This is a genomic window from Nocardia terpenica (genome assembly GCF_013186535.1).
In the GTDB taxonomy this organism is placed as follows: domain Bacteria; phylum Actinomycetota; class Actinomycetes; order Mycobacteriales; family Mycobacteriaceae; genus Nocardia; species Nocardia terpenica.
In genome coordinates, this window is record NZ_JABMCZ010000002.1 from 136,962 (window position 1) to 163,507 (window position 26,546).

Sequence of the window (26,546 nt, forward strand, 5' to 3'; positions counted from 1 at the left end):
GGAAGCCACGTGTCGATCACCAGTCTGTGGGAGTGGATCCCGTCCTGGATCCTGGACATCCTGAACTTCGGTGCGCACTATCCGGAGGGCGACGAGGATTCGCTGTTCGCGCTCGGCGATGCCTGGAACAAGGCCGGCGCCGACATCGAAAAGCTGATCCCCCACATGCATTCGGTCACCGACGACACGCAGAAATGCTACGTCGGCGACGGCGCCGAGGCGGTGCGCAAGCAGTTCAGCACCCTCTACGACGGCGGCGACGCCTCGATGCAGAAGCTCGCGCAGGGGCTCAAGGATCTAGGTCATTACACGAGAAACGGTGGGACACAGATCGAGTCGACCAAGATCCAGGAGGCGGTCTTCGCCGGGATCACGGCCTACACGATCATCGCCCTGATCGCCGACTTCCCCTTCGGGGAGCTGGGTGTGCCGTTCGCCGCCGCGGCCGGGCGCGCGGGTCTGGAGATCGCCGCCGAGCAGGGTGGTCGGGTGCTCGCCGAGGAGGCCGCGTCCGTCGGTATGCGGACGCTGCTGAAGCAGATCGTCAAGACCATCAGCATCGACGGCCTGAAGGTGATCGGTAAACAGGCCCTCGAGGCCGGTGTCAAGGGCTTCGGTATGGGCGTGGGGCTGGATGTCGGCACCCAGGGCATCGAGATGCTGGAGGGGCATCGGGACGACGGTTTCTCGCTGAGCGAGGCCATGAAGACCGGCTTCGAATTCGGCGTCGGCGGCATGATCGGCGCACCGGTCGGTAAGGGCGCCGAAAAACTGCTGGGCGACGCCGTGTCGCCGTTCATGAACAAGGTGCTCAGCGGTGCCATCGGCGGCGCTACGGGCGGTGTCGGCATGTACGGCGCCGGAATCGCCTGGCAGGTGGGCGATCAACTGGCGCACGGCAACTTCGACTGGAGCAAGGTCGATACGACCTTCGATCCGCAGTTGGTGATCGCCGGTGCCGGCATGGGCGCCGTGCACGGCGCCAAGGATGGGGCCGAACTCCTCAAGTCGACGCCCGATGGCCAGTCGGCTCGCACCGAGGTCTCCGCCGGTGACACCGCGGCCGCGACACGACCGGAAGTCACTGCGGGAGACGCCAGTTCGACCCATCCGTCGGCGGGCGACACCGGCACCCACCCGGCCGATACCGTACCCGCTCGCGCGTCCACGCCGCCCGAAACCTCTACCGCACCAACCGATTCACATACTTCTACCTCGGATTCCCCTGCGAGCCATACGGATTCGCATCAGCACGCGGAAACCAACGCGACACCGGCATCGACCGACGGCGCGCGCCCGGGAGCCAGTGTCGCCGACCGGCCGACCTCCACCACGCCCGCCGCCGACAGCGGCACCCGCTCGACGGCGCCGGGCGGCGATACCGGCACGCGGCCGACGACGGCCGATACGGCCGGATCGGATCGCGGGAGTACCGCACCCGCGGATCGCGGTGCCGGGCTACCGGCCGACCGTGGCACCGCCACCCCCGATCGCGGTGCCGGGCCTGCCGGTGATCGCGGCGCGGGCACACCCTCCGATCGCGGTGCCGGAACACCCGCGGACCGTGGCGCCGGTACACCGGCCGATCGTGGCGCGAGCCGCGCGGGAGCGGGCACGGCCTCGGATCCGAATGCGAAAGTCGTTGCCGGGCAACAGGACAGGCCCGTCGCTCCGACGCGCAGCGGTGTCGAGTCGAGGCCGCAGGTCGTCGGCGTCACGCCCGAGGCGCGCGGCGCGGTCCCCGACGCGCGCCCGGCCGCGCAGACCGGCACGCCGGGCGATGTGTCGCAGGGGCACGGGCCCGCCGACACCGCCCCCGGCCGCGGACCCGAAACCACGACCGGTGGCCGCGGACCCGCGGACACCCCGCCCGGCCCCGACCCGCAGCGCCCGCTCGCCCCGTACCCCGACGGCCGGGGAGCGGGCGAGGGCGGCCGCCCCGGCGCGGGCGACGGCGCCAGGCCGGACACGCGTGCCGCGCAGACCCAGTCCACCCGCAGCACCGGAGACGGCCGCCGCGAGGGCGCGGATACCCCTGGCGCACCGGGCATTACGCCGATCGACACCCGGGCCGCCGAGGTTCGCGGCGGCGAGACGCGCGCCGGGGACGGCCGACCGAGCGAGGTGCGGGCCGGGGACGGCCGCCCGGGCGACACGCGCGCCGGGGACGGCCGCGCCGGGGACACCCGGACCGGCGATCGCCCCGGGCGCGACGACCATGGCACCTCCGGCGACGGCCCCGCCGATCACCGTCCGGGCGAGGGTGACGTGCAGTCCGGTGGCGCGGTGCGGCCGCGGGACGTCCTCGACACCGAGGCCCAGGATGCCTGGGCCGAGCAGGCGTACGACCGTTTCCGCCTCGCGGACAACGACGTTGCCCATATGGCAGACCATTTGTCCGACGTCACCCGCGCGGACGGCTCGACCGGATTCGGCCACGACGAGATTTCGCGGGTCAAGGAACACTTGTTCCGGGAGGAACATCCGCTCACCGTCTACGACGAGAACGGCAAGCCGGTCGGGACGGAGATGCGGCGCTACGACGCCGACGCCGATATCGCCGAGGCGTGGATGCGCCTGTCCTCGGGCCGCGCCCTGCCGGAGGACATCGTGCTGCTCGAGCATGAGATCGCCGAGGCCAAGTACTATGACGAACACCCCGGCGCGTCGTATCGGGACGCGCATGTGGAAGCCAACAAGAACTTCGACTGGGAATCGAATATCCCGGGCAGAACCGGCGAGAACATAGAGGGTTGGAGCTCGGAACATGGCCATATACCTGGTGTTTCAGAAGGTGTCCGAGACGGAGCAGGAAGTGACGTACCGGTTCGGCGGGGCGGATCATCAGTTGAATCGCGAACTGACGATCAACAAGGCGGATCACACCGTCAGAGTGGCGGACGGGAGGACCGACCCGCTGGCGATCAAGGTCGCCGGGAAGGCGATGACCACACACCGCAAGGAAGGAATCTGGATTCCGGCGGGGACCATTCAGGCGTAGGCGGCGGGGAGCACGCCCCGGTCGCCGAGGTCATCGACGGGGCCAAGTCCTGGATCGACGACCGGCCGGGCGACTTCCGCCTCGACTACTCCGATTCCCAACTGCACGAGATCGTCTCGGAGGGCCGCGGCCTCGGGCTCGGCGACGACACCATCCAGGACTTCATCAAGATCGGCTCGCGCGGTGACAAACCCGTCACCGCCGACGCGCTCATCGAGCAGATGCACAACTGGGTGGAGGTTCAGGATCGCGGATATCCGTTCAAATTCACCGGTCCGGAGGATTTCGAGAACTTCCGCAACGATCTGGTCGACGGCCTGCGCGAGGCCGGAATCCTGACCGGCGACATCGCCATTCAGGGATCGTCGCTGCGCACGCCGCATGCGAACGACGTCGATCTCGCCGTGTTCGTGGACCAGGCCCACTTCGACAAGATGGTCGTCGACCATTTCGACGGGAAGGTGAAACTCAAGAGCGGCGAGCAGATTCCGCTGGGCGACCTGTCCCACTCGCAGCTGGTCGAGCTGTCCCGAAATATCCTGGCCGACACCAACCGTGAGGTCTACAACGCGCACGCCCGCACCTTTGCCAATGCCATCGACGAAGGCATCGTCAATTCCAAGTCGAAGGTGTCGCCGGGACTGAAGGGCGTCTCCAAGGCCATCCAGGAGAAGTACCCGCATCTGAATGTCGAGAGCGTGTCGGCGCTGGTGCACGACGGGCCCTTCGACACCAAACCCGCCATGCGCGTGCCGGATCGGGCGACGGGTCCGGAGACCGAAAACCTCGGCGGCGCACGCGAATCCGCGCCCCGGCCGCCGAAGCAGTCCGGCGGCAAGTTCGTGCCACCGGACGAGGAACCAAGGCCGACAACGCCTTCGGAGGACCACCCGGTGGTCGCCGACGAGCACGGCCCCGCCGAGCGGAGCGTCGAATCCGTTGTGGAGAGCGCGAAATCGCGGATCGAGGCCAATGCCAAGTTCCGGCTCGAGTACAGCGACTCCGAGATGCGCTCGCTGGTCGAGGAGGGCCGTCGGCTCGGGATCGACGATCACACCATCGAGGAGTTCCTCAAGGTCGGGTCCCGCGATGCCAAGCGGATCGGCGCGGACGAACTCGCGACCCAGATGCACAACTATGTCGAGGTGGTGCAGGAGCGCGGTTATCCGTACAAGTTCACCGACGCAACGGATTACGAGAGCTTCCGCAGGGACCTGATCGATGGCCTGGAGCGCGCGGACATCCCGACCGACGATGTGGTCGTCCAGGGCTCGTCGCTGCGCACTCCGCGCGCGGGCGATGTCGACCTGGCCGTCTTCGTCGGCCGCGACGAGTTCAACAAGATGCTGATCGACCGGTTCGACGGCCGCATCAAACTGAAGTCCGCCGACGGGCCGATCGACCTGAAGGGCAGGACGCCCGCCGAACTGGTCGACCTCGCCCGGGAGATCGCGGCGAACGAGTCGGGCTACAACGCGCAGGCGAAGACCTTCAAGAACGCGGTCCTCAACGACATCATCAGCTCGAAGCTCGATATCTCGAAGCCACTCAAGGCCGTCGCCAAGGACATGCAGCGGCTACACCCCGACCAGAACGTCGAGAGCGTCTCCGTCCTCGTCCGCGGCGGCGAATTCGACACCCGGCCCACGATGAAGGTCGAGCATCCCGACGCCCCGCCGCGCATCGAGGACTCCGCCGGGTCGGCCGAAAGCGAGTCCGAGACCACCGGTCACGGGTACCGCCGTGCGACATTCGACGATCTCGGCTATCCGGATGGCGAAGGGGTGCCGCCGGAAAAGCTGCCTGGCATCCAACAGGCACTGCCTTGCACCGAAATCGTTCCGACGGAAGAGGTTCGGTTCACTCAGCGCAGTGTGAGCCGCACGACCTCGGATGGGCAGACCGTCACCGAGGTGGCCGAACAGATGGCCGAGCACGGTTGGCGCGGCGGGCCGGTCCATGCCGTCATCGACGAGAACGGCCGAATTACCAGCCTGGACAATCGTCGTTTAAAGGCAGCCCGCATGGCGGGCCTGACCGAGATCCCCACGGCGATTCACGCGCCCACCGACCGACTTGCGGAGTGGCCGCATGAATGGAACCAAGGCAAGCGTGAAGGCAAACCGCTCGCCGTCGATATTCGCCGACTGCCCGACGGCACGCTCCGGGTTGGCGGCGATGTAGGCGAGATCGCTTACCGCCGCGGTCAGGTTGCGGAGACGTGGGGCGAAATCGCGCTGTTCCGGGCCGCCGAGCAACGGAGCCTGCTGCCGGGTGATCTCACAGGGTCGGATCAGACTCCGGTGTACGCGGACAAGCCTCCAAAGGCGGTCGAGTTCACGGCATCGCCGAAAGACTCGGCATACCTGGTCGCCGAGGTGTCGAACGCTCATCCGGTCGCGGACCGCATTCTCACCGACTTCAAAGAGACAATCAGAGACGTGACGAATCATCTGGGGCAGCAGGGTGATCCCCTCGAGATGCGAGGGGAGGACCACCGGGTCAAGACCGCAGACTCGCTCGAACGCAAGTACGGCATCGATGCCAAGGGCGGCGAGAGTGTGGCCGACTTCCTCGGGAGAGTCAATGACCTGGTCCGTTTCTCCATTCGCTTGCCCGAAGGCGAGCATTACACCCGAGCGCTGGAAGCAACTCTGGAGCAGCTCCAGCAGCGCGGTTACACGGTCGTCGACGTCAAGAATTTCTGGCGCGACGGGAACCGCTATTTCGGTATGAACACCACCTTGCGGACGCCCGACGGCCGGTTGTTCGAGGTGCAGTTTCCCACCGACGCGGCCTGGCGCGCCAACAAGCTAACCCATGAATTCTACGAGGTATTCCGACGACTCGAGGAGCCCATCGAGCGCCGGGTCCACGCGTTCCTACAGATCCTACGCATCAATCACGAACTCGGCCTCGCCGACCAGGTTCCGCCGGGACTGGAACGGCTGTGGCCGCCGCTCGACACCAGCTTCGCCAAGTGGGCCAGAAAGAACCCGTTCCTCTGGCAGCGGTACTCGAATTGGCTTATCGAAAACGGCCGTGACCTCTCATGGATAACAAGCCAATTCGGCTTGGATGTATCGGATATACTCCCCGACTACCCCGGTACACAGTAGGAGAGCCGCATGTTTTACTACGTAGCAGTCTGCGAAGAAGAATACGGGAAGTCACCCCCCTTCACGATCTTCGTGACGACCGACAAATCGGACGATGCTCTGGTCTGGAATCAGCGGACCCAGGCATGGCAGTACGACCCGGATCGGGTCGTGCGTTTCACTGCGGACTACCGGAACTGGGATCGCTACGAGACCGTCGATCGCAAGACCGCGGAGGAGTTTTCACGCCAACTGGCCATCGACCGCCGCTTCCCGCTCAGCGAACTACCGACCGAGGACTGGATCGAGTGGTTCTTCTCCTGGAAGGGCGATCCGCCCGACCACGAGGACCCCACCTGGGACACCGACATGTACGTCCGGGAGGCGAAGGAGAGACAACGGCAGCAGGCGGAGCGCGAGCAGCCGAAGAGCCCGCTACAGCGCACCGAGTACCACACTTGGGCCAAGACCGCCGACCACGCGGTCATGGCGGAAATCCTGCGCACCTGGCTGGGGATCGGCGACCTCACGATGACCGTGCGCCAGGATGGATATGCGGTGGAATACCGCGACGACACCATCGAGCTGTATGCCACCCAGGGGGCGAACCCCTCGGAGGCTCCGTCGTTCTTCCTGCTGGAGGGTCATATCGATCAGGCGCCCGAGGTTGCCCTCGGGCGGCTCGAGGCGCTGGCGCGGCTGTTTCGCGAGCGGGGTATCACCTTCGACATCGACTATGTCGAGGTCGACGCGGACGGCAATCTGCTCGGTGAGGAAAAGACCCTCGACTGAATCGCACCCGTCGTATCGTGCTTCCCATCCGATGAGGAGTTCCATGCAGCGCACCGAGTTTCGCGGCGACATCGCGACCGGCGATCACGAGAATGCCCAGGCCATCCTGCGGACCTGGTTGAGCGCCGACGAGCTGACGATGAAGTCCCACCGCAGCCGGTGGGAGGTGTCCTATCGCGACGACACCCTGGAGCTGTACTGCTATCAGGCCAAACCCCCGGCGGGAACGGCGTATTCGTTCTTCGTGCTGGAGGGCGATCTGCACGGGCCGACCGCGGACGCGGCGGCCCGGCTCGAGACGCTGGGGCGGCTGTGCCGGGAGCGCGGCCTGCCGTTCGAGATCGACTACGTCGAGGTCGACGCGGACGGTGAACCGCTCGGCGAGGAGTTGACGATCAGCTGATGAGGTACATCGGCATCGATCTGGCGGCCCCGCAGGCGGTCGCGTGCGTGCTCGAGGGTGGGCGACCGACCGTCGTGGCCGGGGCCGCCGCCCGCTGGACGGGCACCTCGTCGGAGTCCCCGATCCCGCTGCTCACCCACCTCGCGGCCGAGGCGAAGGCCCGGCTCGGGTCGGCGGACGTCGGGGCCGTGCTGGCCGCGCCCGCCTACGCCTCGATCGCCGAGCGGCGCGCCCTCGAAGTGGCCTGCACCCAGGCCGGTTTCGCCGCCGCGCGGGTCGTCAGCGCCACCACCGCGATCGGCGTGGCCTATACCTTCACCCAGCATCCGGAGTCGGCCACCATTCTCACCATCGATCTGGCCGCCGACGCCTATGGGTTGTCCCTGGTCGAGGCCCGGCGCGATGTGGTCGAGATCCTGGCCGTGCACGGCGGGGCCACCGCCGACCCGCTGTCGGCGGCCCGGGCCGCGCTCGACCGGATGCTCGCGGAATTCGACCTCACCCCCGGCGAGATCGGGCAGGTGGTGGCGGCGGGCGACGGCCTGCGCTTCCCGGCCGCCCAGCAGTGGATTCACGAACTGGAACGGGGCCGACCGCCGTATCGTGCGCTGCCGCCGGAGCAGTTGATCGCCTCGGGCGCCGCCGTGCGCGCGGCCGCCCTGGACGGCACCATCAATGCCCTGGTGCGCGAGGTGCTTCCGATCGACCTGGGCGTGGTGACCGCGGGCGGACAGTGCGCCGAACTCGTCGTCCGCAATACCGCGGTGCCGGTGGGCTGGACGCGCACCTTCACCACGACGGTGGATCAGCAGACCAGCGCCCGGATTCGAATCGTGGAGAGCCGCAACGCCTTCGCGTCGGTCGGCGAGCTGGGCGCCATCGTGCTCACCGGTCTGCTGCCCGCCCCGGCCGGGACGACGGAGATCGAGGTCGCCGTCGACATCACCGCGGACGGCCGCATCACGATCACGGCCCGAGACCTGACCACCACCGCGGCGCAATCCATGACGCTCCCCTCCGCACCCGCGCCGCCCGGCACCGGCGGCGACGAGATCGTGGCCGTCGCTACGACGGCGCCCCCGGCAGCCGCCGCCAATCCTGCTCCGCCACCCCGCCCCATCGAAACGGTCGGCATGTCCGAGCCCCAGCAGAATCTCGCAGCAGACCAGGTCCGGCCGAGCGCACCCGGATATCAACCGTCCCAGCAGATTCTGGCCGCGGCGCAGAACCACCGGCTGGGTCGGCACGAGGCCACCTATCCGCACCGCTACTTCGACCGCCTCCCCACCGGCCCGATCATCGCCACGGTCATCGTGCTGGCGATTCTGGCCATCGGGCTGGCACGGGGCGGCCCGGTCGTGCTCGGGCTCATCCCGTTCATGGCGGTGGTGATCGCGGGGTGGCGCTGGCTGCCGACCTTCCTCGAGTCGCCGCGGCACGCGCTGGCCCGGTTCGCCTACCTGCCGGTGCGCGGTGTCGGATTCGGCAGCCGCACCGCGCAATTGAGTCTGTTCGAGCACGGGCTGGTCGTTGCCGCGGGCAGCCGGACGACCGTCTTCCGGTGGGATACCGTGACCGTGCGGCAGGACATTGTCCAGCACCGGTATTACGGCCGCCCCACGCGCCTGACGTACACCTTCATGCTGACCGATCCGTCCGGCGAATCCTTCCGTATCACAGGCCGATTCGCCCAGCCCGACGCCTGGGCGAAGCAACTGCGCCAACACGTGATCGAGGCCCAGCTCCCCCGCGCGTATGCCGACGTCTCCTCCGGCGCGAAGATCACCTTCGGCCCGCTCCGCGTCACCGCCACCACCCTTGCGGCACACGCACGTTCGGTGCACTGGTCGCAGGTGGAGGAGATCCGCGTGCGGAGCGGCTTCCTGTCGGTGCGGGTCGCGGGGCAGTGGCTGTCGCTGGCCAAGATCGCCGTCAACGCGGTGCCCAACTACTTCGTCTTCCTGGCACTCGCGGACCGGCTGCGCGCCCAGGCTGCCTCGCGGTAACCCCTGGTCTCACCGCGAAACCCTGCGGACAATCGGGCGATTTGCGAAGATCGGCCGGTGAAACTCGCGGTGGTGGAAGACGACGAGGGCGTGGGCGAAGCGCTCGTCGAGGCGCTCAACGCGTTCGGCCACGAGACCGATCGCAAGCGCCGCGGCGCCGATGTGCTGCTGTCCCACCGCGACTACGACGCGATCATCCTCGATCTCGGCCTCCCCGATATGGACGGCCTGCAGGTGTTGCGGCAGCTACGCGAGGTCAGCACGGTGCCGGTGGTGATCCTCACCGCGCGCGGCGACGAGCGCTCGATCGTGCGCGGGCTCCGCACCGGCGCCGACGACTACCTGGTGAAGCCGCCCCGCATCGCGGAACTGGTGGCCCGGCTGGAGAACGTCACCCGGCGCGTCACCGTCGCCGTCGCGCAGGTCGCACCCGAGGTGGTGATCACCCGCGACGTGCGGGTGGACCTGGCGGCCCGCGAGGTGCGGGTGGGCGGCCAGCCGGTCACCTTGACGCACAAGGAATTCGAGCTGGTGCGCATCCTGGTGGAGCGGCCCGGCTCGGCGGTCAGCCGGCAGCAGCTGATGGATCGCATCTGGGGCGACGCCTTCCTGGCCGTCTCGCGGGCGCTGGACGTGCACATGGCCTCGCTGCGCGCGAAACTCGACCGGCCGGGGCTGATCACGACGATCCGCGGCCACGGCTACCGCTGGGAGGCGTGACCGGTGCGGACGGTTTCAGCTCGCGACCCGATCGTCGTCGGTGGGCCCGAATCGGGTCGACAGCCGATAGTGCCCCGCCGCTACCAGCACCTGCAGCGCCGCCCGCCGGGAAGGACACGAACGGGGGCACGCGCGGTGTACCTGCATCAGGCGATGCGCCTCCTGCAGGTCTGCCGGTCGCACGTCCGCGGTGCAAATCGGGTTGTCCGACATGATGATTCACCTCCGGCGGAGCGAGACGCTTCCAACCCCATCTTCACCCACCGGCGCGGAGCCGGTCGAGCGGATACGAACTCCTTACCTATTCTTGATATTACGAGCACCCGCCGGATCACCGCTCGCGCAGCAGATCTCCGAGTTCGGCGATATCGCGCTCGAGGTACCGCGCGACGAACCGGTCGACCAGCTCCGCGGACACCCGGCCGGGCACCGCCAGGGCGTCGGTCACCCGCGCGGTCAGCAGGGCGAGATCGTCGGCGCCGCCCGGGGATTGCCGGAACTCCTGCCAGGCCGTCCGCTCGAACACGTCCACGAAGCGCCGGGCGATGCGATCGCAGTCGGCCACCAGCCGGTCCAGCTCGTCGAGCACCTGCGCGGGCGGCGCGCCCGCCGCCGCCAGCCGCTCGGCCAGGCCGACCAGCTGGGGATCGACGACACGGTAGGTCGCCGCGTCCACCGGCTCGTACAGACCGGCCGCGATCACCCGCGCCAGGCCGTTGGGAACCTCGCGGTAGCGTTGCGCGAGTTCGGTTGCGGCAACCGTGGTTTCGGAATATTCCGGCGGCGACGGGACGGCCCGGTCGGGCGCGGGCGACGCGGCGGCCGGGTCGGCGGCGGCGATCTCGCCCGGCTCGCCGACACCGAGGATGTCGCCGAGATCGTCGCCGCGGTCCCACGCCTGCAGCAGTTCCCGGATGCCGTTGAGCTTGATGCCGCGATCCAGCAGTCGGCTGATGGTGCGCACGCGGTTCAGATGTTCGGGTCCGTAGAATCCGGTCCGGCCCTTGACCTGCGGCGGCGGCAGCACGCCACGCTCGTGATAGACCCGCAGACTTCGTACCGTCGTGCCGGCCTCGCGCGCCAGCTCGTCGATCGTAAACTCCGCACCCGCTGCCATATCTCAAGGAAACCACACCGAAACATGGGGTGACCCCATGGTTGGCCACGATCGGCCGTCGGAAGGGTACCGATCGCGCACGCTTGTTGAACGTGCCGTTAAATAGCGGTACGTTCTTCGATGATTATGACCGGCATCACAGGAAAGGCCAGTTCATGACCACAGTGCGACCTCCGGCGGATGTCCCGACCGCCGCGCACGGCCTCGACGCCGAGGATGCGGGGTACCACAAGGCCCTTCGCCCACGCCAGCTCCAGATGATCGGGATCGGCGGCGCGATCGGCACCGGACTGTTCCTCGGCGCGGGCGGCCGACTGGCGAATGCGGGCGCCGGACTGTTCCTGGCCTACGCGGTCTGCGGCATCTTCGTGTTCTTCGTCCTGCGTGCCCTCGGCGAGCTGGTGCTGCACCGCCCCTCGTCGGGTTCGTTCGTCTCCTACGCCCGCGAGTTCTACGGCGAGAAGCTGGCCTTCGGCGTCGGCTGGATGTACTTCTTCCACTGGTGCATGACCGGGATCACCGATATCACCGCGATCGCCACCTACGTGCACTACTGGTCGGCCTTCAAGGCGATCCCGCAGTGGACGATCGCGCTCATCGCGCTCATCATCGTGCTGAGCATCAATATGGTGTCGGTCCGGTGGTTCGGCGAGCTGGAGTTCTGGGCGGCGATCATCAAGGTGATCGCGCTGGTCGGCTTCCTCGTGCTGGGCTGCGTCTTCCTCGCGGGCCGCTTCACCATTCAGGGCCAGAGCACCGGGATCAGCGTGATCAGCGAGCACGGCGGCCTGTTCCCGCACGGCACGCTGCCGCTCGTGCTGTCGGTCACCGGCGTGGTGTTCGCCTACGCCTCGTGCGAGCTGGTCGGCACCGCGGCCGGTGAGGCGCAGAATCCGCACAAGGTCATGCCGCGCGCCATCAACTCGGTGATCGCCCGCATCGCCCTGTTCTATGTCGGCTCGCTGGTGCTGCTGTCGCTGCTGCTGCCCTACACGGCCTTCAAGTCCGGCGAGAGCCCGTTCGTCACCTTCTTCTCCAAGCTCGGCGTCGACGGCGCGGCGACGGTGATGAACCTGGTCGTGCTGACCGCGGCGTTCTCCAGCCTGAACGCCGGGCTGTACTCGACCGGGCGGATCCTGCGGTCGATGTCGATGAACGGCAGCGCGCCGGCCGTCGGGGCGCGGATGTCCCGCAACGGCGTGCCCTACGTGGGCATTCTCGCCACGGGTGTGATCGCGCTGGCCGGTGTCGGGCTGAACGCGATCGTGCCGGGCAAGGCGTTCGAGATCGTGCTGAACATGTCGTCGCTGGGCACCATCATGGCGTGGACCGCGATCATCCTCTGCCAGCTGCAGCTGTGGCGGTGGGCGCGCGCGGGACGCATGCAGCGGCCCTCCTTCCGGCTGCCGGGCGCCCCCTACACCAGCATCGCGACGCTGATCTTCCTGGCCGCGGTGGTGCTGCTGATGGCCTTCAGCAACGACGACATCCAGCGGGGCGCGGTCCTCGTCATGGTGGTCGTCATGATTCCGGCTCTGATCGTGGGCTGGTTCCTGGCTCGCCGGCGGGTCCGGCGGCTCGCCGCGCAGCGCATCGGGTACACCGGGCAGTTCCCGGTGGTCGCCGAGCGCCCCCTGGAACACCGCGACGAGCGCCCCGGCCAGACATCCTGACAAGCGACAACACCTCTCCGGGCGATAGGGCACAATCGCACTGACGTTGCCCGTCGTCGGAGAGGTTCGCAGCATGCGGGAGGAGGACCCGGCGCCGCAGCCGTCGCCTGTCTGGGCGACCCGCCGCACCGCCTCCAATCCTCCGCTCGCGGCCGACCCCGACACCGCGCCCGCGCCGGGCGATCCCGGATCCGGCCCCACCACCCGTTCGCGGCCGAGCGTGCGCCGCCTCGGCGCGGGGCTGGTCTCCCTCCCCCGGATCTCGCCGGTCGATCCGGCCGCCGCGGTGCTGGCCGATCCCGAGGTGCCGGAGAACAAGCGGTTCTGCTGGAAGTGCCAGCACCCGGTCGGCCGCGCGGGGGCGGACGGGCCGGGGGCCATCTCGGGCGCCTGCGGGCACTGCGGCGCCTCGTTCAACTTCTCGCCCCTGCTGCACCCCGGCGATCTGGTCGCCGGGCAGTACGAGGTGCGCGGCTGTCTCGCCTACGGCGGCATGGGCTGGATCTATCTGGCCCGCGACCGCAATGTCAGCGATCGCTGGGTGGTGCTGAAGGGCCTGCAGAATCCGCTCGACTTCGAGGCGCACGTGGTGGCGCTGGCCGAACGGCAGTTCCTGTCCGAGATGGCGCATCCGGGGATCGTGAAGATCTTCAACTTCGTCAAACACAAGTCCGCGGGCGTGCAGGTCGGCTACATCGTGATGGAGTACGTCGACGGGCGGTCGCTGAAGACCACGCTCGACGAGCTGGCGCCCGCGCGATTACCGGTCGCCGAGGCCATCACCTACGTCATGGAAGTGCTTCCGGCACTGGACTATCTGCACTCGTTCGGCCTGGCCTACAACGACCTCAAGCCGGACAACATCATGGTGGGCGAGGACGAGATCAAGCTCATCGACCTGGGCGCGGTGGCGGCCCGCAACTCCGGCGGAAATCTCTACGGCACACCGGGATACCAGGCGCCCGAGTTCACCGCGACCGGACCCACGGTGGCCTCCGACATCTACACCGTCGGCCGGACGCTGGCCGCGCTGACCCTGGACATGCCCACCGACGAGGCCGGGCACAAGTGCCCCGGTCTGCCCGCGCCCGAGGCGAATTCGGTGCTGCGCCGGTACCCGTCCTACGCGCGGCTGCTCGCCCGGGCCACCGATCCCGATGCCGCCGAGCGGTTTCCGTCCGCCTACGCGATGTATCGCCAGCTGGGGGGCGTGCTGCGGATCGTGCTCGCCGAGGACACCGGCGCGGAACATCCGCAGGTGTCGGTCGTATTCGGCGCTCCCCGAGGCGAATTCGGCATCGATACCCTCATCCGGCAGACCGACGGCCTCGTCGACGGCGTCCACCGCACGCCCGCGCTCGACGCGGCGAGCGTCGTCGCCGCCCTGCCGGTCCCGCTGATCGACAGCGAAGACCCCGCCGCCGAATTGCTCGCGCCGCTGCTGCACGGCGACCCGCATCGCGCCCTGGACGCGCTCGACCAGATGCGGTCCGGCACCATCGGCACCCCCGAGAACTTCGAGCCGGAGGGCTCCCTCGCCGCCGCCCGAGCCCACCTGGACCTGCGCCGCCCCGAACAGGCCCGAGCAGACCTGGAACGCCTGCTCCCCGACCACGCCGCCGACTGGCGCATCGAGTGGTACCTCGGCATCGCCGACCTGATCGACGGCCACTACGACCGGGCCTACGACCGCTTCGCCCGCGTCCACGCCAAGGTGCCCGGGGAGCTGGCCCCCCAGCTGGCGCTGGGCGGATCGGCGGAACTGGTCCTGCAATCGCTCGGTGCGACCGGGGATTCGGAGCATTGGTGCCGGGTGGCGGCCGAGCACTACCGAACGGTCTGGCGGACCGATCGGACGGTGGCCAGCGCGGCGTTCGGTGTGGTGCGGCGGCTGGCGGCCGACGGGGATGTCCACGCGGCGGTGGCGGTGCTGGAGCAGGTTCCGGCCACCTCGCGGCATCACAATGTGGCGCAGCTGACCGGGTGTCTGCTGCTGGTGTCGCGGCCACCGGCGGCGATCTCGCGGGCCGATCTCGAGGCGGCCGCGGCCCGGCTGCAGACGCTGCCCGACGAACCGCGGCAGCCGCAGCTGCGGGCGCTGGTGCTGGGCGCGGCGCTGGCGTGGTGCCGCGGCGGCGGGCAGCCCCCGGCGGAGGCGACCATCCTCGACGTCCCCTTCACCGAGACCGGGCTGCGCGAGGGCCTGGAGTGGGTGCTCCGCTCGATCGCTCGCACCACCCCCCGGCGGCTGCAACGCTATGCGCTCGTCGATCTCGCGAACGCGATCCGGCCCCGATCCCTGTGGTAGCCGCCCGCGCCTGCGAGAATCATCGGTCGTGCGGGTATTGGTGCAGCGGGTGAGTTCGGCGCGGGTGATCGTCGGAGACGAGGTGGTGGGGCGGATCGATCCGGCCGCCGCCGGGGCGCCGCACGGACTGCTCGCGCTCGTGGGAGTCACCCGCACCGACACCGAGGCGACGGCGAAGACTCTGGCGGACAAGCTGTTCCGGCTCCGGATACTCGACGGCGAACGCTCGCCGCCGACCTGAACGCCCCCATCCTGGTCGTCAGCCAGTTCACCCTCTACGCCGACACCGCCAAGGGCCGCCGCCCGTCCTGGTCGGCCGCCGCGCCCGGCCCGGTCGCCGAGCCGCTGGTCGACCGCTTCGCCGCGACCCTGCGCGAACTCGGGGCCACGGTCTCCACCGGACGCTTCGGCGCCCACATGCGCATCGAACTCGTCAACGACGGACCGGTCACCCTGCTCCTCGAAGGGCTGTGACTTCTCCAGGAATACGCGAATCCGCTTGCGGCGCACCGCACACGGGCTACTGTCCACCGCCGAGGGAACACCGATCGGCGAGGAGAAGGACATGACCGACCACCGCACCCCAGCGGTTCCCGGATATCAGGAGATTCTCGACTTCTTCGGCAAGTGCCCCGAGTGCGGATATCCGGCGCGGGCCGCGGCCGCCCGGCGCGGGGAGACCACCGTCCTCGCCTTCTGCGATCGGCCCTGCGGCTGGAGCGACACCGTGCCGCTCACCACCATGACCGCGCACGGCGCCCGCGGAAAGACGTTCGGCGCGCGCTGATTCCGTCGTCAGGCGGGCGCCAGCGCGCGGAAGATCGCGAAATTGGGGATCAGGCTGATGGGCAGCGACTCCAGCGGCTGCGACTCCCCCGCGACCCGCACGCTGAGCCACCCGCCGACCACGCCGATCTGCGACACCCGCGACCACGGCACCGACCGATCCCCGACCCCGAGCTCCGTCGCGGTCATCCAGAAGTGCTCGAAGTCCAGCCGCTCACCGGCGGCGAGCGCGGCGCGCGCCGCGGGCAGCTGCGCCTCGGTGACGGCCCGCTCGACCGCGGGCCCCCACTGCGCCGCCCGCTCGATGCCGTGCTGCAATCGCACCGGCGCCCCGGCCGTGTCGATGAGGGTGTAATCGCACGAACACTCGTGCTGCACGCGATCTTTCGCCACCCGGACCACCCGGCGGCACAGCCTGGTGCTGTCGTAGCGGACCACCCGCACCCGGCCGCGATGGCTCACGACGAGGCCGCGCTCGAACAGATCCAGCCGCGTGCCTCGATTGCACACCGTGTACCACACCGCATTGGGCAGCATCGCGCGATAGGTCCCGCGATGCCGCCCGAGTCGCTCCCGATCCGCCGCCGCATCAATGGCGGCGGCCGCCGGGGACTCCTGTACGACCGTCGTCATCCCCGAATGATGCCCACCGGCGCGCTACTTCAATCCCCCCGTTTACACAAACTATGCGCTATTCGGGCCGCAGCGTCAGAATCCGCGGACCGTCCTCGGTGACCGCGACCGTGTGCTCCCAGTGCGCGGCGCGGCTGCCGTCCTCGGTCACCACCGTCCAGTCGTCGCCGAGGACCTTGGTCTGGGTGGTTCCGAGGGTGAGCATCGGCTCGATGGCCAGCACCGACCCGACCACCAGCTTGGGTCCGCGCCCGGGCGCGCCCTCGTTGGCCAGGAACGGATCCATGTGCATCTGGCGGCCGATGGCGTGCCCGCCGTAGCCGTCGACGATTCCGTAGGCGCGGCCGTGCTCGCGCTCCGCCGCGCGGGTGCCGAGCTCGATGGCGTGCGAGACGTCGGTGAGCCGGTTGCCCGGCAGCATGGCCGCGATCCCCGCCTCCATCGAGAGCCGGGTGGCCTCGCTGAGCAGCCGGTCGGCCTCGATGATCTCGCCGACGCCGAAGGTCCACGCCGAGTCGCCGTGCCAGCCGTCCAGGATCGCGCCGCAGTCGACGGACACCAGATCGCCCTCGGCCAGGATCTCGTCCTTGGCCGGAATCCCGTGCACCACACGGTCGTTCACCGACGAACAGATCGACCCGGGGAAGCCGTGATAGCCCTTGAAGGACGGCACCGCGCCCGCGTCCCGGATGGTCTGCTCGGCGACCTCGTCCAGCTCCAGCGTCGACACGCCGGGCTTGGCGGCCGCGCGGACCGCGACCAGGGCCCGGCCCACGATCGCGCCGGCCGCGGCCATCGCCTCCAGCTCGCCGGAGGTGCGGAACGGCACCACCTTCTTCTGCTTGCGCCCGAACACCATTCGCGTCAGCGACCCAGGGCGCGCAGGATGCGCTCGTTCACTTCGTCGACCTCGCCGACGCCGTCCACCGCGACGACCGTGCCGTCGTAGTGGTCGAGCAGCGGCTCGGTCTCCTCGCGGTAGACCCGCAGCCGGTTACGGATGACGCCCTCGTTGTCGTCGGCGCGGCCGCGGCCGAGCATGCGCGCCACCACGACGTCCTCCGGCACCACGATGCTCACCACGGCGTCCAGCTCCCGGCTGGACTCCTTGAGCATCTTCTCCAGCGCCTCGGCCTGATCGACCGTGCGCGGGTACCCGTCCAGGACGAACCCGTTGGCGGCGTCCGGCTCCGCGATGCGGGACTCCACCATGCGGTTGGTCACGTCGCTGGGCACCAGATTGCCGGCGTCCAGGTACTTCTGCGCCTCACGGCCCAGCGGGGTCTGCTGGTCGATGTTCGCACGGAAGAGGTTGCCCGTGGAGATGTGCGGAACACCCAGCTTGTCCGACAGCAGTTCGGCCTGCGTGCCCTTACCGGCACCCGGCGGTCCGAGCAGTACGAGTCTCACTTGAGGAACCCTTCGTAATTTCTGTTCATCAGTTGGCTCTCGATCTGTTTGACCGTATCGAGGCCGACACTCACGACGATCAGCACCGAGGTGCCACCGAACGGCAGGAAGTTCGAACCGCCCCCGCCACCGATGTGCAGCAGCAGGTTCGGCAGCACGGCCACCGCACCGAGGTAGATGGAACCGGGGAGGGTGATTCGGCTCAGGACGAACTGCAGGTAGTCGGCGGTCGGCTTACCGGGACGATACCCGGGAATGAAACCACCGAACTTCTTCATCTCCTCGGCGCGCTCCTCCGGGTTGAAGGTGATCGCGACGTAGAAGTAGGTGAAGAACACGATCAACGCGAAGTAGATCGCCATATACGCCGGGTTACCCGGGTTCACCAGGTATTTCTGAATGATCTCCTGCCACCAGCTGCCCTTGCCGCCGGAGGTGTTGCGGGTCAGCTGGGCGACCAGGTTCGGCAGGTACAGCAGCGAGGACGCGAAGATGACCGGGATCACACCGGCCTGGTTGACCTTCAGCGGCAGATAGGTCGACGAGCCGCCGTACATCTTGCGGCCGACGACACGTTTCGCGTACTGCACCGGAATCCGGCGCTGGCCCTGCTCGACGAAGATCACGCCGACGATGACCACCAGGGCCGCGAAACAGATGAGCCCGAAGATCAATCCGCCCTTGGTGTCCAGGATCTGCTTGCCCTGGCTGGGAAGTCGCGCGGCGATACCGGCAAAGATCAACAGCGACATGCCGTTTCCGATGCCGCGCTCGGTGATCTGCTCGCCGAACCACATGACCAGCGCCGCGCCGGCGGTCATCACCAGCACGATGATGATCATGCCGAAGATGCTCTGGTCCGCGAGGATCTCCTGCGGGCAGCCCTGCAGCAGCTGCTTGCGCGCGGCGAGCGCCACCAGGCCGGTGGCCTGCAGAATCGCCAGCGCGATCGCGAGATACCGGGTGTACTGCGTCATCTTGGTCTGGCCGGACTGGCCTTCCTTGCGCAGCTCCTCGAACCGCGGGATGACGACCGTGAGCAACTGGATGATGATGCTCGCCGTGATGTAGGGCATGATGCCGATCGCGAACACCGACAGCTGCAGCAGCGCGCCACCGGAGAACAGGTTGATCAGCTGGTAGATACCACCCGATTCACCACCGGAGACGATGTCGATGCACTTCTTGACCGCCTTGTAGTCCACACCGGGAGACGGAACGGTGGCACCGATGCGGTAGAGCGCGATCAGGCCCAGCGTGAAGAGAATCTTCCGCCGTAAGTCCGGTGTGCGGAAAGCCGACGCGAAGGCGGAAAGCACAGATCCTCCTGGCTCATGACATGGGTGCGGGCTGTCTCCGTCGCCGGCATTCGCCGCGGAGACGGCGCAGGCGAGTCGTGGCAGACAACTTGAACTTTAACAGCGACGCCGGACGAGCTCTCACCCGTCCGGCGCCCGATGTCAGATCAACTGCCGTCAGCCCAGCTCGGTGGCGGTGCCACCGGCGGCGGTGATCTTCTCCTTGGCGGAGCCGGAGAACTTGTCGGCGCTAACCTGAACGGCCACACCGATTTCGCCCTCGCCGAGCACCTTCACCAGCTCGTTCTTGCGCACCGCGCCGACCGCGACCAGCTCGGCCTTGCCGACCGTGCCGCCCTGCGGGAACAGCCGGGCGATGTCGCCGACGTTCACGACCTGGTACTCGACCCGGAAGGGGCTCTTGAAGCCGCGCAGCTTGGGAAGCCGCATCTGCAGCGGCATCTGGCCACCCTCGAAGCGGGCCGGGACATTCTTGCGAGCCTTCGTACCCTTGGTACCGCGGCCCGCCGTCTTGCCCTTGGAGCCCTCACCGCGACCCACGCGGGTCTTCTCGGTCTTGGAGCCAGGGGCGGGACGCAGGTGATGCAACTTGATGGTCATGCGTTGACCTCCTCAACGGTAACGAGGTGGCGCACGACGTTGATCAGCCCGCGGTTCTGGGGGTTGTCCTCGCGCGTCACGGTCTGGCGGATTCCGCGCAGGCCGAGGGTGCGAAGCGACTCCCGCTGATTCTTCTTGGCGCCGATCGTGGACTTGATCTGAGTCACCTTCAGCTGTGCCATGTCAGACTCCCTGTCCGGCACGTGCACGCAGCATGCCCGCCGGGGCAACGTCCTCGATCGGCAGACCGCGGCGAGCGGCCACCTCCTCCGGACGCTGCAGCATCTTGAGGGCCGCAACCGTCGCGTGCACGACGTTGATCGCGTTGTCGCTACCGAGCGACTTGGCCAGGATGTCGTGGATGCCCGCGCACTCCAGCACGGCGCGCGCGGCGCCACCGGCGATCACACCGGTACCCGGGGAGGCCGGGCGCAGCATGACCACACCGGCCGCCGCCTCGCCCTGCACCGGGTGGGTGATGGTGCTGCCGATCATCGGGACGCGGAAGAAGCCCTTGCGCGCCTCCTCGACACCCTTCTGGATGGCCGCGGGAACTTCCTTGGCCTTGCCGTAACCGACGCCGACCAGGCCGTTGCCGTCGCCCACGATCACCAGGGCGGTGAAGCTGAAGCGCCGACCACCCTTGACGACCTTGGACACGCGGTTGATGGCGACGACCCGCTCGAGCTGGTTCTTCTCGGCCTGGCTCTGCTCGCGACGATCGTCGCGGCGACCGCGACGCTCCCCGCGACCGCCGTCGTTGCTTCCGTTCTGTCCGGCGGGTCCGTTTCCGCCGTGGCGCTGACGTCCCGGCATCAGACGTTCCTTCCGTTCATACGCTTGGTGTTGGTCATCAGAACTTCAACCCGCCTTCCCGAGCGGCGTCCGCCAGGGCGGCGATGCGGCCGTGGTAGTCGTGGCCACCGCGGTCGAACACCACGGCCTCCACACCGGCGGCCTTGGCGCGGGCGGCGAGCAGCTCGCCGACCTTGCGGCCCTTGGCGGTCTTGTCGCCCTCGAGGGCACGCACGTCCGCCTCGATCGAGGAGGCGGCGGCGACGGTCTTGCCGACCGAGTCGTCGACCAGCTGGGCGTGCAGGTGCCGCGCGGAGCGGAACACGACCAGGCGCGGACGCTCGGGGGTGCCGAGGACCTTCTTGCGCAGACGGAAGTGCCGGCGCGCCTTGGAAACACGACGCCGAGTCGACGCATCCTTGCCGAGCGGCTTGCGCGCGGCCTTCTGAGTTTCGGTTTGTGCCATGGCTTACTTACCCGTCTTTCCGACCTTGCGGCGAACGACCTCACCGGCGTAGCGGATGCCCTTGCCCTTGTACGGGTCGGGCTTGCGCAGGCCGTGGATCACCGCGGCGATCTGGCCGACCTTCTGCTTGTCGATGCCGGACACGGAGAACTTCGTGGGCGATTCCACCGCGAAGGTGATGCCCTCGGGAGCCTCGATCGGCACCGGGTGGCTGTAGCCCAGGGCGAACTCCAGGTTCGAGCCCTTGGCCTGCACGCGGTAACCGACGCCGAAGATCTCCATCTTCTTCTCGTAGCCCTGCGTCACACCGATGATCATGTTGTTGACCAGGGTGCGGGTCAGGCCGTGCAGCGAGCGGTTCTGGCGCTCGTCGTTGGGACGGACCACCTCCAGCTCACCGGATTCGGCCTTGGTGACGGTGATCGGCTCGGCGACCACGTGCGACAGGGTGCCCTTGGCGCCCTTCACCGTGATGTTCTGGCCGTCGATGGTCACCTCGACGCCGGCGGGAACCGGGACCGGCTTCTTACCGATACGCGACATTGTTCCTACCTCCCTTACCAGACGTAGGCGAGGACTTCGCCGCCCACGCCTTGCTGCTTGGCCTGACGATCGGTGAGCAGACCGGTCGACGTGGAGATGATCGCCACGCCGAGGCCACCCAGGACCTTGGGCAGGTTGGTGGACTTCGCGTACACGCGCAGACCGGGCTTCGAGACGCGGCGCACGCCCTGCAGGCTGCGCTCACGGCTGGGGCCGTACTTCAGGTCGACGATCAGGGTCTTGCCCACCGGCGCCTCTTCGGTCCGGTAGTCGGCGATGTAACCCTCGCGCTTGAGGATCTCGGCGATATTCGCCTTGAGCTTCGAGTGCGGCGCCTTCACCTGATCGTGGTACGCCGAGTTGGCGTTGCGCAGACGGGTCAGAAAGTCTGCGATCGGATCGGTCATGGTCATGGGTAGACCACTCACCTTTCTCGCCGCGGTTCCCATCCAGCACCGGCACGCATCAACACGCACCGATCGTGGGCCTACAGCAATTCGGCTGGTCCGGACAACTTTGGTTGTCCGGTTGAGTGCATGTGCCCGGAACCGCGTGCACGCATGCGCGTACGATGCTGCCCAGGCAACCGCTCTAGTGTAGAGGGGGCCTCGAACGTGACAAAATCCAGGGGACATGGCCTTGGCCACAGCGGCGCGGGTGCGGCGGCGGGCGGAGCCGTCGCGCGACGAGCGCTCGGTCGGCGGATCTCGATCGAGATGATCGAGGATCTGGCCGCGCAAGCTCGGACGGAGCACTTCGAGATCGCGGCGGTGACCACCGATGTCCTCGATCAGGCGAATGCCGTGCGGCGACTCTATCCGGACCTGGATCTAGACCTTGCCGATGCCGTCTCCGTGGCCTTGGCGGCCGACTACGAAACCAATGAGGTTCTCACCTTGGACCGCAGAGGTTTTCGGGCCGTCACTCCGCTCACCGAGCACGAGGCATTCCGGGTACTGCCCGGCGATCTCCATTAGATGCGCGAATGCGGTGGTTCGTCGATTCGACGAACCACCGCATTGCTTTTCCGCTATGCAGCCGTGGCTTACCAGCTGGACTTGTGTACGCCCGGGAGTTCGCCTCGGTGGGCCATTTCGCGCAGGCACACGCGGCACAGGCCGAACTTGCGGTAGACCGCGTGCGGGCGGCCGCAGCGCTGGCAGCGGGTGTAGGCGCGGACGGCGAACTTCGGCTTCGCGTTCGCCTTGTTGATCAAAGCTTTCTTGGCCATGCTCAGTTCTCCTTGAACGGGAAGCCGAGGTGACGCAGCAGGGCACGGCCCTCTTCGTCGTTGGTCGCCGTGGTCACGACGGTGATGTCCATACCGCGGGGGCGGTCGATCTTGTCCACGTCGATCTCGTGGAACATCGACTGCTCCGAGAGGCCGAACGTGAAGTTGCCGTTGCCGTCGAACTGCTTCGGCGACAGGCCGCGGAAGTCGCGGATACGCGGGAGGGCGATGGACACCAGGCGGTCCAGGAACTCCCACATGCGGTCGCCACGCAGGGTGACGCGGGCGCCGATCGGCATGCCCTCACGCAGCTTGAACTGCGCGATCGACTTGCGGGCCTTGCGGATCTCCGGCTTCTGGCCGGTGATCAGGGCCAGGTCGGCCACGGCACCGTTGATCAGCTTGGCGTCGCGGGCGGCGTCGCCGACACCCATGTTCACGACGACCTTCACCACGCCCGGGATCTGCATCACGTTGGCGTAGTTGAATTCCTTGTTCAGCGCGTCCTTGATCTCCGCGCGGTAGCGGAGCTTCAGCCGGGGCTGGATCTTCTCGGAGGTGGTCATCAGATGTCCTTCCCGTTGCGACGGGAGATACGCACCCGCTTGCCGTTCTCGTCGGTGCGGTAACCCACGCGGGTCGGCTTGCCGTCGGAGTCGACAACCATCACGTTCGAGACGTGGATGGGCGCCTCCTGGGTCACGATGCCGCCCGAGCTGGCGCCGCGCTGGTTCGCGGAGTTCGCGACGTGCTTCTTGATCCGGTTCACGCCCTCGACCAGGACCCGGTTGTCCTTCGGGTAGGCCTGGATGACCTTGCCCTTGGCGCCCTTGTCCTTACCCGAGATCACGATCACGGTATCGCCCTTGTGCACCTTCATGAGTCAGAGCACCTCCGGGGCCAGCGAAACGATCTTCATGAACCGCTTGTCACGCAGCTCGCGGCCGACGGGGCCGAAGATGCGGGTGCCGCGCGGATCGTTGTCCGCCTTGATCAGCACCGCGGCGTTCTCGTCGAAACGGATGTACGAGCCGTCCGGACGGCGGCGCTCCTTGGTGGTGCGCACGACGACGGCCTTGACGACATCACCCTTCTTGACGTTTCCGCCGGGGATGGCGTCCTTCACGGTGGCGACGATGACGTCGCCGATACCGGCATAGCGACGCGACGACCCGCCGAGCACGCGGATGCAGAGGATCTCCTTGGCACCCGTGTTGTCGGCGACGCGCAGTCGCGACTCCTGCTGAATCACTTCAGCTCCTCCTAAGACCTGGACGATATGCACGCCGGATTACCGACCCGACGGGCATGGCCAGTTGCCCTTCGCACGCGCGCCTGCCAGTGAACACTGTGGGTTCGCGGCCGAAGTGCGGGCACACAGTCCCGCGGGCAACCCGACCAGTGTAGCCATGCCGCAGGTCCGACCCAAATCGGGGTCGCCGGACCGACCTGCGCATGTTCAGGCATCGCTCAGCACGGTGGGTTAGCCTCATCCGAACCAAGGCCGAGCAAGATCGCCACGCTGTGGGGAGAGGATTTTCCTGTGACATCGTCCGGTCGTCCGATTCGTATCAATCGCCGCTCGCTGCTGATCGCGCTGGGCGCGGTGCCCGTGGTGACCGCGCTGGCCTCGTGCAGTACGGAGCAGCCCGCGAAGAAACCGCCGACCGGGCCCGATCTGTCCGGCGTCGATCCCGCGGTCCGGCCGCAGGACGACCTGTACCGGCACCTCAACGGCAAGTGGCTCGCCGACTACCAGCTGCCCCCGGACAAGACGGGCTACAGCACGTTCGACGAGGTCAGCGACCGGATCGAGGGTCAGCTGCGGGAGATCGTGGAGGGCATCCACAACCCGAAGGACGGGACGCCCGAGCAGCAGATCCGCGACCTGTACGACGCCCGGATGGACACCGACACCATCGAGAAGCTGGGCATGTCGCCGCTGCAGGACCTGTTCGATCAGATCGATAAGGCGCCCGCCAAGCCGGATCTGGCGAAGGTGATGGGCGCGCTGCCGATCGGCGGCCTGATCGGCATGGGCGTCGGGGTCGATCAGAAGAACTCCAACGCCTACCTGCCCTATCTCTCGCAGTCCGGTATCGGGCTGAGCGAGCAGTACTACCGCAAGCCCGAGTACGCCGACAAGCTCGCCGCGTATCACACCTACCTGGAGAAGATCGCGACCGGCGCGGGGTTCCCGGATCCGGTCGGGATGGCGCAGCGGGTGTTCGATCTGGAGAAGCGGATCGCCGCCGGGTTCTGGGACAACGTGCGGACCCGCGACGACGACGCCACCTACAACCTGAAGTCCTGGAGCGAGCTGCCCGCTCTGGCGCCGGGGTTCGACTGGGATCCGTGGCTGGCCGGTAATACCGATCGGCCGAAGAACCTGTTCGACAAGGTGGTGGTGAGCGAGCCGTCGTTCGTCACCGCGGCCGCGCAGCTGTGGGGCGAGGTGGATATCGCGCAGTGGCGCGAGTACCTGAAGATCGCCGTGGTGCGGCAGTTCGCCAAGTATCTGAAGAAGGACATCGCCGACGCGAACTTCGAGTTCTTCGGCAAGGTGATGAACGGCACCCAGCAGCAGCCCGAGCAGTGGAAGTCGGCGATCACCACGGTCGATCAGTTCGCGGGCGATCAGCTCGGAAAGCTGTACGTGGCCAAGCACTTTCCGCCGGACGCCAAGGATCGCGCCAAGGCGCTGGTCGAGGATCTCATGGCCGCCTATCGCGAGAACTTCACCAATTCCAGCTGGATGTCGCCGCCCACCCGGGAGGCGGCCATCGCCAAGCTGAACAAGATCACCGTGAAGATCGGCTACCCGGACAAGTGGATCGACTACTCGTCGGTCAAGATCACGCGCGGCAAGCTGATCGAATCCCTGCGCGCGGTCACGGCTTTCGAGAACAAGCGCGGGATGAACAAGCTGGGCACCCCGGTCGACAAGACCGAGTGGGGCATGACGCCGCAGACGGTCAACGCCTACTACGAGTCCAGCTCCAACTCGATCAACTTCCCGGCCGCGATCCTGCAGCCGCCGTTCTTCGACAAGGACGCCGAGCCCGCGGTGAACTACGGGGCCATCGGCGCGGTGATCGGGCACGAGATCGGGCACGGCTTCGACGATCAGGGCTCCAAGTACGACGGCGACGGCAATCGCCGCGACTGGTGGACCCCGCAGGACAAGGCGGCCTTCGACGCCAAGACCAAGCAGCTCATCGCCCAGTACAACGTGCTGGTCCCGGCGGGGCTGGATCCGAGCCAGCACGTCAACGGCGAGCTCACCGTGGGCGAGAACCTGGCCGACCTGCGCGGCCTGATGATCGCCCTGGCCGCCTTCCGCCTGCTCGAGAAGCGCAACGGCCGCGACAACCCGGACTACACCGATATGTTCTGGTCCTGGGCCCGCAACTGGCGCAACAAGCAGACCCGGCAGTACACCGAGTCGCTGCTGACCAACGATGTCCACTCCCCCGGCGAATTCCGCTGCAACCAGGTGGTCCGCAACCTCCCCGAGTTCTACTCGACCTTCGGGGTGAAGGATTCCGACAAACTGTTCCTGCCCCAGGACCAGCGCGTCTCGCTCTGAGTCGCCGTGTCGCGGGCGCGCGTTCGGCCCTGATCGCGCGCCCGCGAACGACTACG

26 protein-coding genes and 1 pseudogene are annotated in these 26,546 nt (G+C 67.8%); 11 read left to right on the forward strand and 16 right to left on the reverse strand.

All coding sequences use genetic code 11. The features are described 5' to 3' along the window. Positions 1-9: 9 nt before the first annotated feature. From HPY32_RS11990 to HPY32_RS12010, 5 genes are all read left to right on the forward strand, one after another. Entirely contained in the window at positions 10-6,120 is a 6,111-nt protein-coding gene (locus tag HPY32_RS11990) for a WXG100-like domain-containing protein (protein ID WP_067581410.1), read from the forward strand. 72 nt (positions 6,121-6,192) lie between these two features. Then, positions 6,193-6,891, forward strand: a complete 699-nt coding sequence (locus HPY32_RS11995) for a hypothetical protein (protein ID WP_067581408.1) — start codon at positions 6,193-6,195, stop codon at positions 6,889-6,891. Positions 6,892-6,934: 43 nt separating this feature from the next. Continuing rightward, positions 6,935-7,294, forward strand: a complete 360-nt coding sequence (locus tag HPY32_RS12000) for a hypothetical protein (protein ID WP_067581406.1) — start codon at positions 6,935-6,937, stop codon at positions 7,292-7,294. Continuing rightward, the gene (locus HPY32_RS12005; protein ID WP_067581404.1) at positions 7,294-9,300 is read left to right on the forward strand and encodes a DUF6585 family protein; all 2,007 of its coding nucleotides are present in this window, start codon (positions 7,294-7,296) and stop codon (positions 9,298-9,300) included. Before HPY32_RS12000 ends, HPY32_RS12005 begins: the two co-directional genes overlap by 1 nt. Positions 9,301-9,357: 57 nt before the next feature. Beyond that, positions 9,358-10,020: a response regulator transcription factor gene (locus HPY32_RS12010; RefSeq protein WP_067581402.1), complete on the forward strand. Its 663-nt coding sequence runs from the start codon at positions 9,358-9,360 to the stop codon at positions 10,018-10,020. Between the two features lie 15 nt (positions 10,021-10,035). Here the strand turns inward: HPY32_RS12010 and HPY32_RS12015 are convergent, their stop codons facing one another. Next, complete coding sequence (locus HPY32_RS12015; RefSeq protein WP_067581399.1) at positions 10,036-10,233, reverse strand: hypothetical protein; 198 nt, start codon at positions 10,231-10,233, stop codon at positions 10,036-10,038. A gap of 118 nt (positions 10,234-10,351) precedes the next feature. Then, positions 10,352-11,137: a MerR family transcriptional regulator gene (locus HPY32_RS12020; protein WP_067581397.1), complete on the reverse strand. Its 786-nt coding sequence runs from the start codon at positions 11,135-11,137 to the stop codon at positions 10,352-10,354. 155 nt (positions 11,138-11,292) lie between these two features. On the opposite strand from HPY32_RS12020, the gene HPY32_RS12025 reads away from it, so the two are divergent. From HPY32_RS12025 to HPY32_RS12040, 4 genes and pseudogenes are all read left to right on the forward strand, one after another. Then, positions 11,293-12,810, forward strand: coding sequence for an amino acid permease (locus HPY32_RS12025; RefSeq protein WP_067581395.1), 1,518 nt, complete (start codon positions 11,293-11,295; stop codon positions 12,808-12,810). A 73-nt stretch (positions 12,811-12,883) separates the two neighbouring features. Next, positions 12,884-15,118, forward strand: coding sequence for a serine/threonine-protein kinase (locus HPY32_RS12030; protein ID WP_067581393.1), 2,235 nt, complete (start codon positions 12,884-12,886; stop codon positions 15,116-15,118). Positions 15,119-15,146: 28 nt separating this feature from the next. Continuing rightward, positions 15,147-15,592, forward strand: a pseudogene (dtd, locus tag HPY32_RS12035) (D-aminoacyl-tRNA deacylase). A gap of 25 nt (positions 15,593-15,617) precedes the next feature. Then, positions 15,618-15,905, forward strand: coding sequence for a hypothetical protein (locus HPY32_RS12040; protein WP_067581391.1), 288 nt, complete (start codon positions 15,618-15,620; stop codon positions 15,903-15,905). A gap of 8 nt (positions 15,906-15,913) precedes the next feature. On the opposite strand, the gene HPY32_RS12045 is transcribed toward HPY32_RS12040, so the two are convergent. The 10 genes from HPY32_RS12045 to rpsH form a co-directional block, all read right to left on the reverse strand. Further along, on the reverse strand, positions 15,914-16,537 hold the full coding sequence (locus HPY32_RS12045; RefSeq protein ID WP_067581389.1) for a DUF6585 family protein: 624 nt from the start codon (positions 16,535-16,537) through the stop codon (positions 15,914-15,916). A 58-nt stretch (positions 16,538-16,595) separates the two neighbouring features. Next, positions 16,596-17,396, reverse strand: a complete 801-nt coding sequence (map, locus tag HPY32_RS12050; RefSeq protein WP_067581387.1) for a type I methionyl aminopeptidase — start codon at positions 17,394-17,396, stop codon at positions 16,596-16,598. Positions 17,397-17,401: 5 nt separating this feature from the next. Continuing rightward, positions 17,402-17,947: an adenylate kinase gene (locus HPY32_RS12055; RefSeq protein ID WP_067581385.1), complete on the reverse strand. Its 546-nt coding sequence runs from the start codon at positions 17,945-17,947 to the stop codon at positions 17,402-17,404. Further along, positions 17,944-19,266, reverse strand: coding sequence for a preprotein translocase subunit SecY (secY, locus tag HPY32_RS12060; RefSeq protein ID WP_067581383.1), 1,323 nt, complete (start codon positions 19,264-19,266; stop codon positions 17,944-17,946). Before secY ends, HPY32_RS12055 begins: the two co-directional genes overlap by 4 nt. Before the next feature lie 156 nt (positions 19,267-19,422). After that, positions 19,423-19,866, reverse strand: a complete 444-nt coding sequence (gene rplO, locus HPY32_RS12065) for a 50S ribosomal protein L15 (RefSeq protein ID WP_067581381.1) — start codon at positions 19,864-19,866, stop codon at positions 19,423-19,425. Then, a complete protein-coding gene (rpmD, locus tag HPY32_RS12070) occupies positions 19,863-20,048 on the reverse strand; it encodes a 50S ribosomal protein L30 (protein ID WP_067581378.1) in 186 nt (61 codons plus the stop codon). Before rpmD ends, rplO begins: the two co-directional genes overlap by 4 nt. A gap of 1 nt (position 20,049) precedes the next feature. Continuing rightward, on the reverse strand, positions 20,050-20,682 hold the full coding sequence (rpsE, locus tag HPY32_RS12075; RefSeq protein WP_067581376.1) for a 30S ribosomal protein S5: 633 nt from the start codon (positions 20,680-20,682) through the stop codon (positions 20,050-20,052). A 37-nt stretch (positions 20,683-20,719) separates the two neighbouring features. Then, the gene (gene rplR, locus HPY32_RS12080; RefSeq protein ID WP_067581374.1) at positions 20,720-21,127 is read right to left on the reverse strand and encodes a 50S ribosomal protein L18; all 408 of its coding nucleotides are present in this window, start codon (positions 21,125-21,127) and stop codon (positions 20,720-20,722) included. A 3-nt stretch (positions 21,128-21,130) separates the two neighbouring features. Beyond that, the gene (gene rplF / locus HPY32_RS12085; protein ID WP_067581372.1) at positions 21,131-21,670 is read right to left on the reverse strand and encodes a 50S ribosomal protein L6; all 540 of its coding nucleotides are present in this window, start codon (positions 21,668-21,670) and stop codon (positions 21,131-21,133) included. A 14-nt stretch (positions 21,671-21,684) separates the two neighbouring features. After that, a complete protein-coding gene (gene rpsH / locus HPY32_RS12090; RefSeq protein ID WP_067581370.1) occupies positions 21,685-22,083 on the reverse strand; it encodes a 30S ribosomal protein S8 in 399 nt (132 codons plus the stop codon). 303 nt (positions 22,084-22,386) lie between these two features. Between rpsH and HPY32_RS12095 the strand changes: the two genes are divergently transcribed. Continuing rightward, positions 22,387-22,647 carry a PIN domain-containing protein gene (locus HPY32_RS12095; RefSeq protein WP_082870857.1) on the forward strand — a complete coding sequence of 87 codons (261 nt, stop codon included), beginning with the start codon at positions 22,387-22,389 and terminating at the stop codon, positions 22,645-22,647. 68 nt (positions 22,648-22,715) lie between these two features. On the opposite strand, the gene HPY32_RS12100 is transcribed toward HPY32_RS12095, so the two are convergent. Genes HPY32_RS12100 through rplN form a run of 4 tightly spaced genes read right to left on the reverse strand, consistent with a single transcriptional unit; the run spans position 22,716 to position 24,153 of the window. Beyond that, a complete protein-coding gene (locus HPY32_RS12100) occupies positions 22,716-22,901 on the reverse strand; it encodes a type Z 30S ribosomal protein S14 (RefSeq protein WP_029923637.1) in 186 nt (61 codons plus the stop codon). A gap of 2 nt (positions 22,902-22,903) precedes the next feature. Continuing rightward, positions 22,904-23,467, reverse strand: a complete 564-nt coding sequence (gene rplE / locus HPY32_RS12105) for a 50S ribosomal protein L5 (RefSeq protein ID WP_067581366.1) — start codon at positions 23,465-23,467, stop codon at positions 22,904-22,906. Further along, positions 23,467-23,781: a 50S ribosomal protein L24 gene (gene rplX / locus HPY32_RS12110; protein ID WP_067581364.1), complete on the reverse strand. Its 315-nt coding sequence runs from the start codon at positions 23,779-23,781 to the stop codon at positions 23,467-23,469. The genes rplE and rplX overlap by 1 nt, the downstream gene beginning before the upstream one ends. A 3-nt stretch (positions 23,782-23,784) precedes the next feature. Continuing rightward, the gene (rplN, locus tag HPY32_RS12115; RefSeq protein ID WP_040745724.1) at positions 23,785-24,153 is read right to left on the reverse strand and encodes a 50S ribosomal protein L14; all 369 of its coding nucleotides are present in this window, start codon (positions 24,151-24,153) and stop codon (positions 23,785-23,787) included. A 291-nt stretch (positions 24,154-24,444) separates the two neighbouring features. Here rplN and HPY32_RS12120 point away from each other — a divergent pair, with 291 nt between their 5' ends. Next, positions 24,445-26,490 carry a M13 family metallopeptidase gene (locus tag HPY32_RS12120; RefSeq protein WP_231951442.1) on the forward strand — a complete coding sequence of 682 codons (2,046 nt, stop codon included), beginning with the start codon at positions 24,445-24,447 and terminating at the stop codon, positions 26,488-26,490. Positions 26,491-26,546 lie beyond the last annotated feature (56 nt).

What these genes read in the sequence shown, in the direction of transcription:
- HPY32_RS12015 (WP_067581399.1), bottom strand. Translation starts at nt 10,233, where the DNA reads ATGTCGGACAACCCGATTTGCACCGCGGACGTGCGACCGGCAGACCTG.
- HPY32_RS12030 (WP_067581393.1), top strand. Translation starts at nt 12,884, where the DNA reads ATGCGGGAGGAGGACCCGGCGCCGCAGCCGTCGCCTGTCTGGGCGACC.
- HPY32_RS12095 (WP_082870857.1), top strand. Translation starts at nt 22,387, where the DNA reads ATGATCGAGGATCTGGCCGCGCAAGCTCGGACGGAGCACTTCGAGATC.
- rpsH (WP_067581370.1), bottom strand. Translation starts at nt 22,083, where the DNA reads ATGACCATGACCGATCCGATCGCAGACTTTCTGACCCGTCTGCGCAAC.
- HPY32_RS12100 (WP_029923637.1), bottom strand. Translation starts at nt 22,901, where the DNA reads ATGGCCAAGAAAGCTTTGATCAACAAGGCGAACGCGAAGCCGAAGTTC.
- map (WP_067581387.1), bottom strand. Translation starts at nt 17,396, where the DNA reads ATGGTGTTCGGGCGCAAGCAGAAGAAGGTGGTGCCGTTCCGCACCTCC.
- rplF (WP_067581372.1), bottom strand. Translation starts at nt 21,670, where the DNA reads ATGTCGCGTATCGGTAAGAAGCCGGTCCCGGTTCCCGCCGGCGTCGAG.
- HPY32_RS12020 (WP_067581397.1), bottom strand. Translation starts at nt 11,137, where the DNA reads ATGGCAGCGGGTGCGGAGTTTACGATCGACGAGCTGGCGCGCGAGGCC.
- HPY32_RS12000 (WP_067581406.1), top strand. Translation starts at nt 6,935, where the DNA reads ATGCAGCGCACCGAGTTTCGCGGCGACATCGCGACCGGCGATCACGAG.
- rplR (WP_067581374.1), bottom strand. Translation starts at nt 21,127, where the DNA reads ATGGCACAAACCGAAACTCAGAAGGCCGCGCGCAAGCCGCTCGGCAAG.
- rpsE (WP_067581376.1), bottom strand. Translation starts at nt 20,682, where the DNA reads ATGCCGGGACGTCAGCGCCACGGCGGAAACGGACCCGCCGGACAGAAC.
- HPY32_RS12025 (WP_067581395.1), top strand. Translation starts at nt 11,293, where the DNA reads ATGACCACAGTGCGACCTCCGGCGGATGTCCCGACCGCCGCGCACGGC.
- rplO (WP_067581381.1), bottom strand. Translation starts at nt 19,866, where the DNA reads ATGACCATCAAGTTGCATCACCTGCGTCCCGCCCCTGGCTCCAAGACC.
- rplX (WP_067581364.1), bottom strand. Translation starts at nt 23,781, where the DNA reads ATGAAGGTGCACAAGGGCGATACCGTGATCGTGATCTCGGGTAAGGAC.
- HPY32_RS12005 (WP_067581404.1), top strand. Translation starts at nt 7,294, where the DNA reads ATGAGGTACATCGGCATCGATCTGGCGGCCCCGCAGGCGGTCGCGTGC.
- HPY32_RS12045 (WP_067581389.1), bottom strand. Translation starts at nt 16,537, where the DNA reads ATGACGACGGTCGTACAGGAGTCCCCGGCGGCCGCCGCCATTGATGCG.
- rplE (WP_067581366.1), bottom strand. Translation starts at nt 23,467, where the DNA reads ATGACCACCTCCGAGAAGATCCAGCCCCGGCTGAAGCTCCGCTACCGC.
- rpmD (WP_067581378.1), bottom strand. Translation starts at nt 20,048, where the DNA reads ATGGCACAGCTGAAGGTGACTCAGATCAAGTCCACGATCGGCGCCAAG.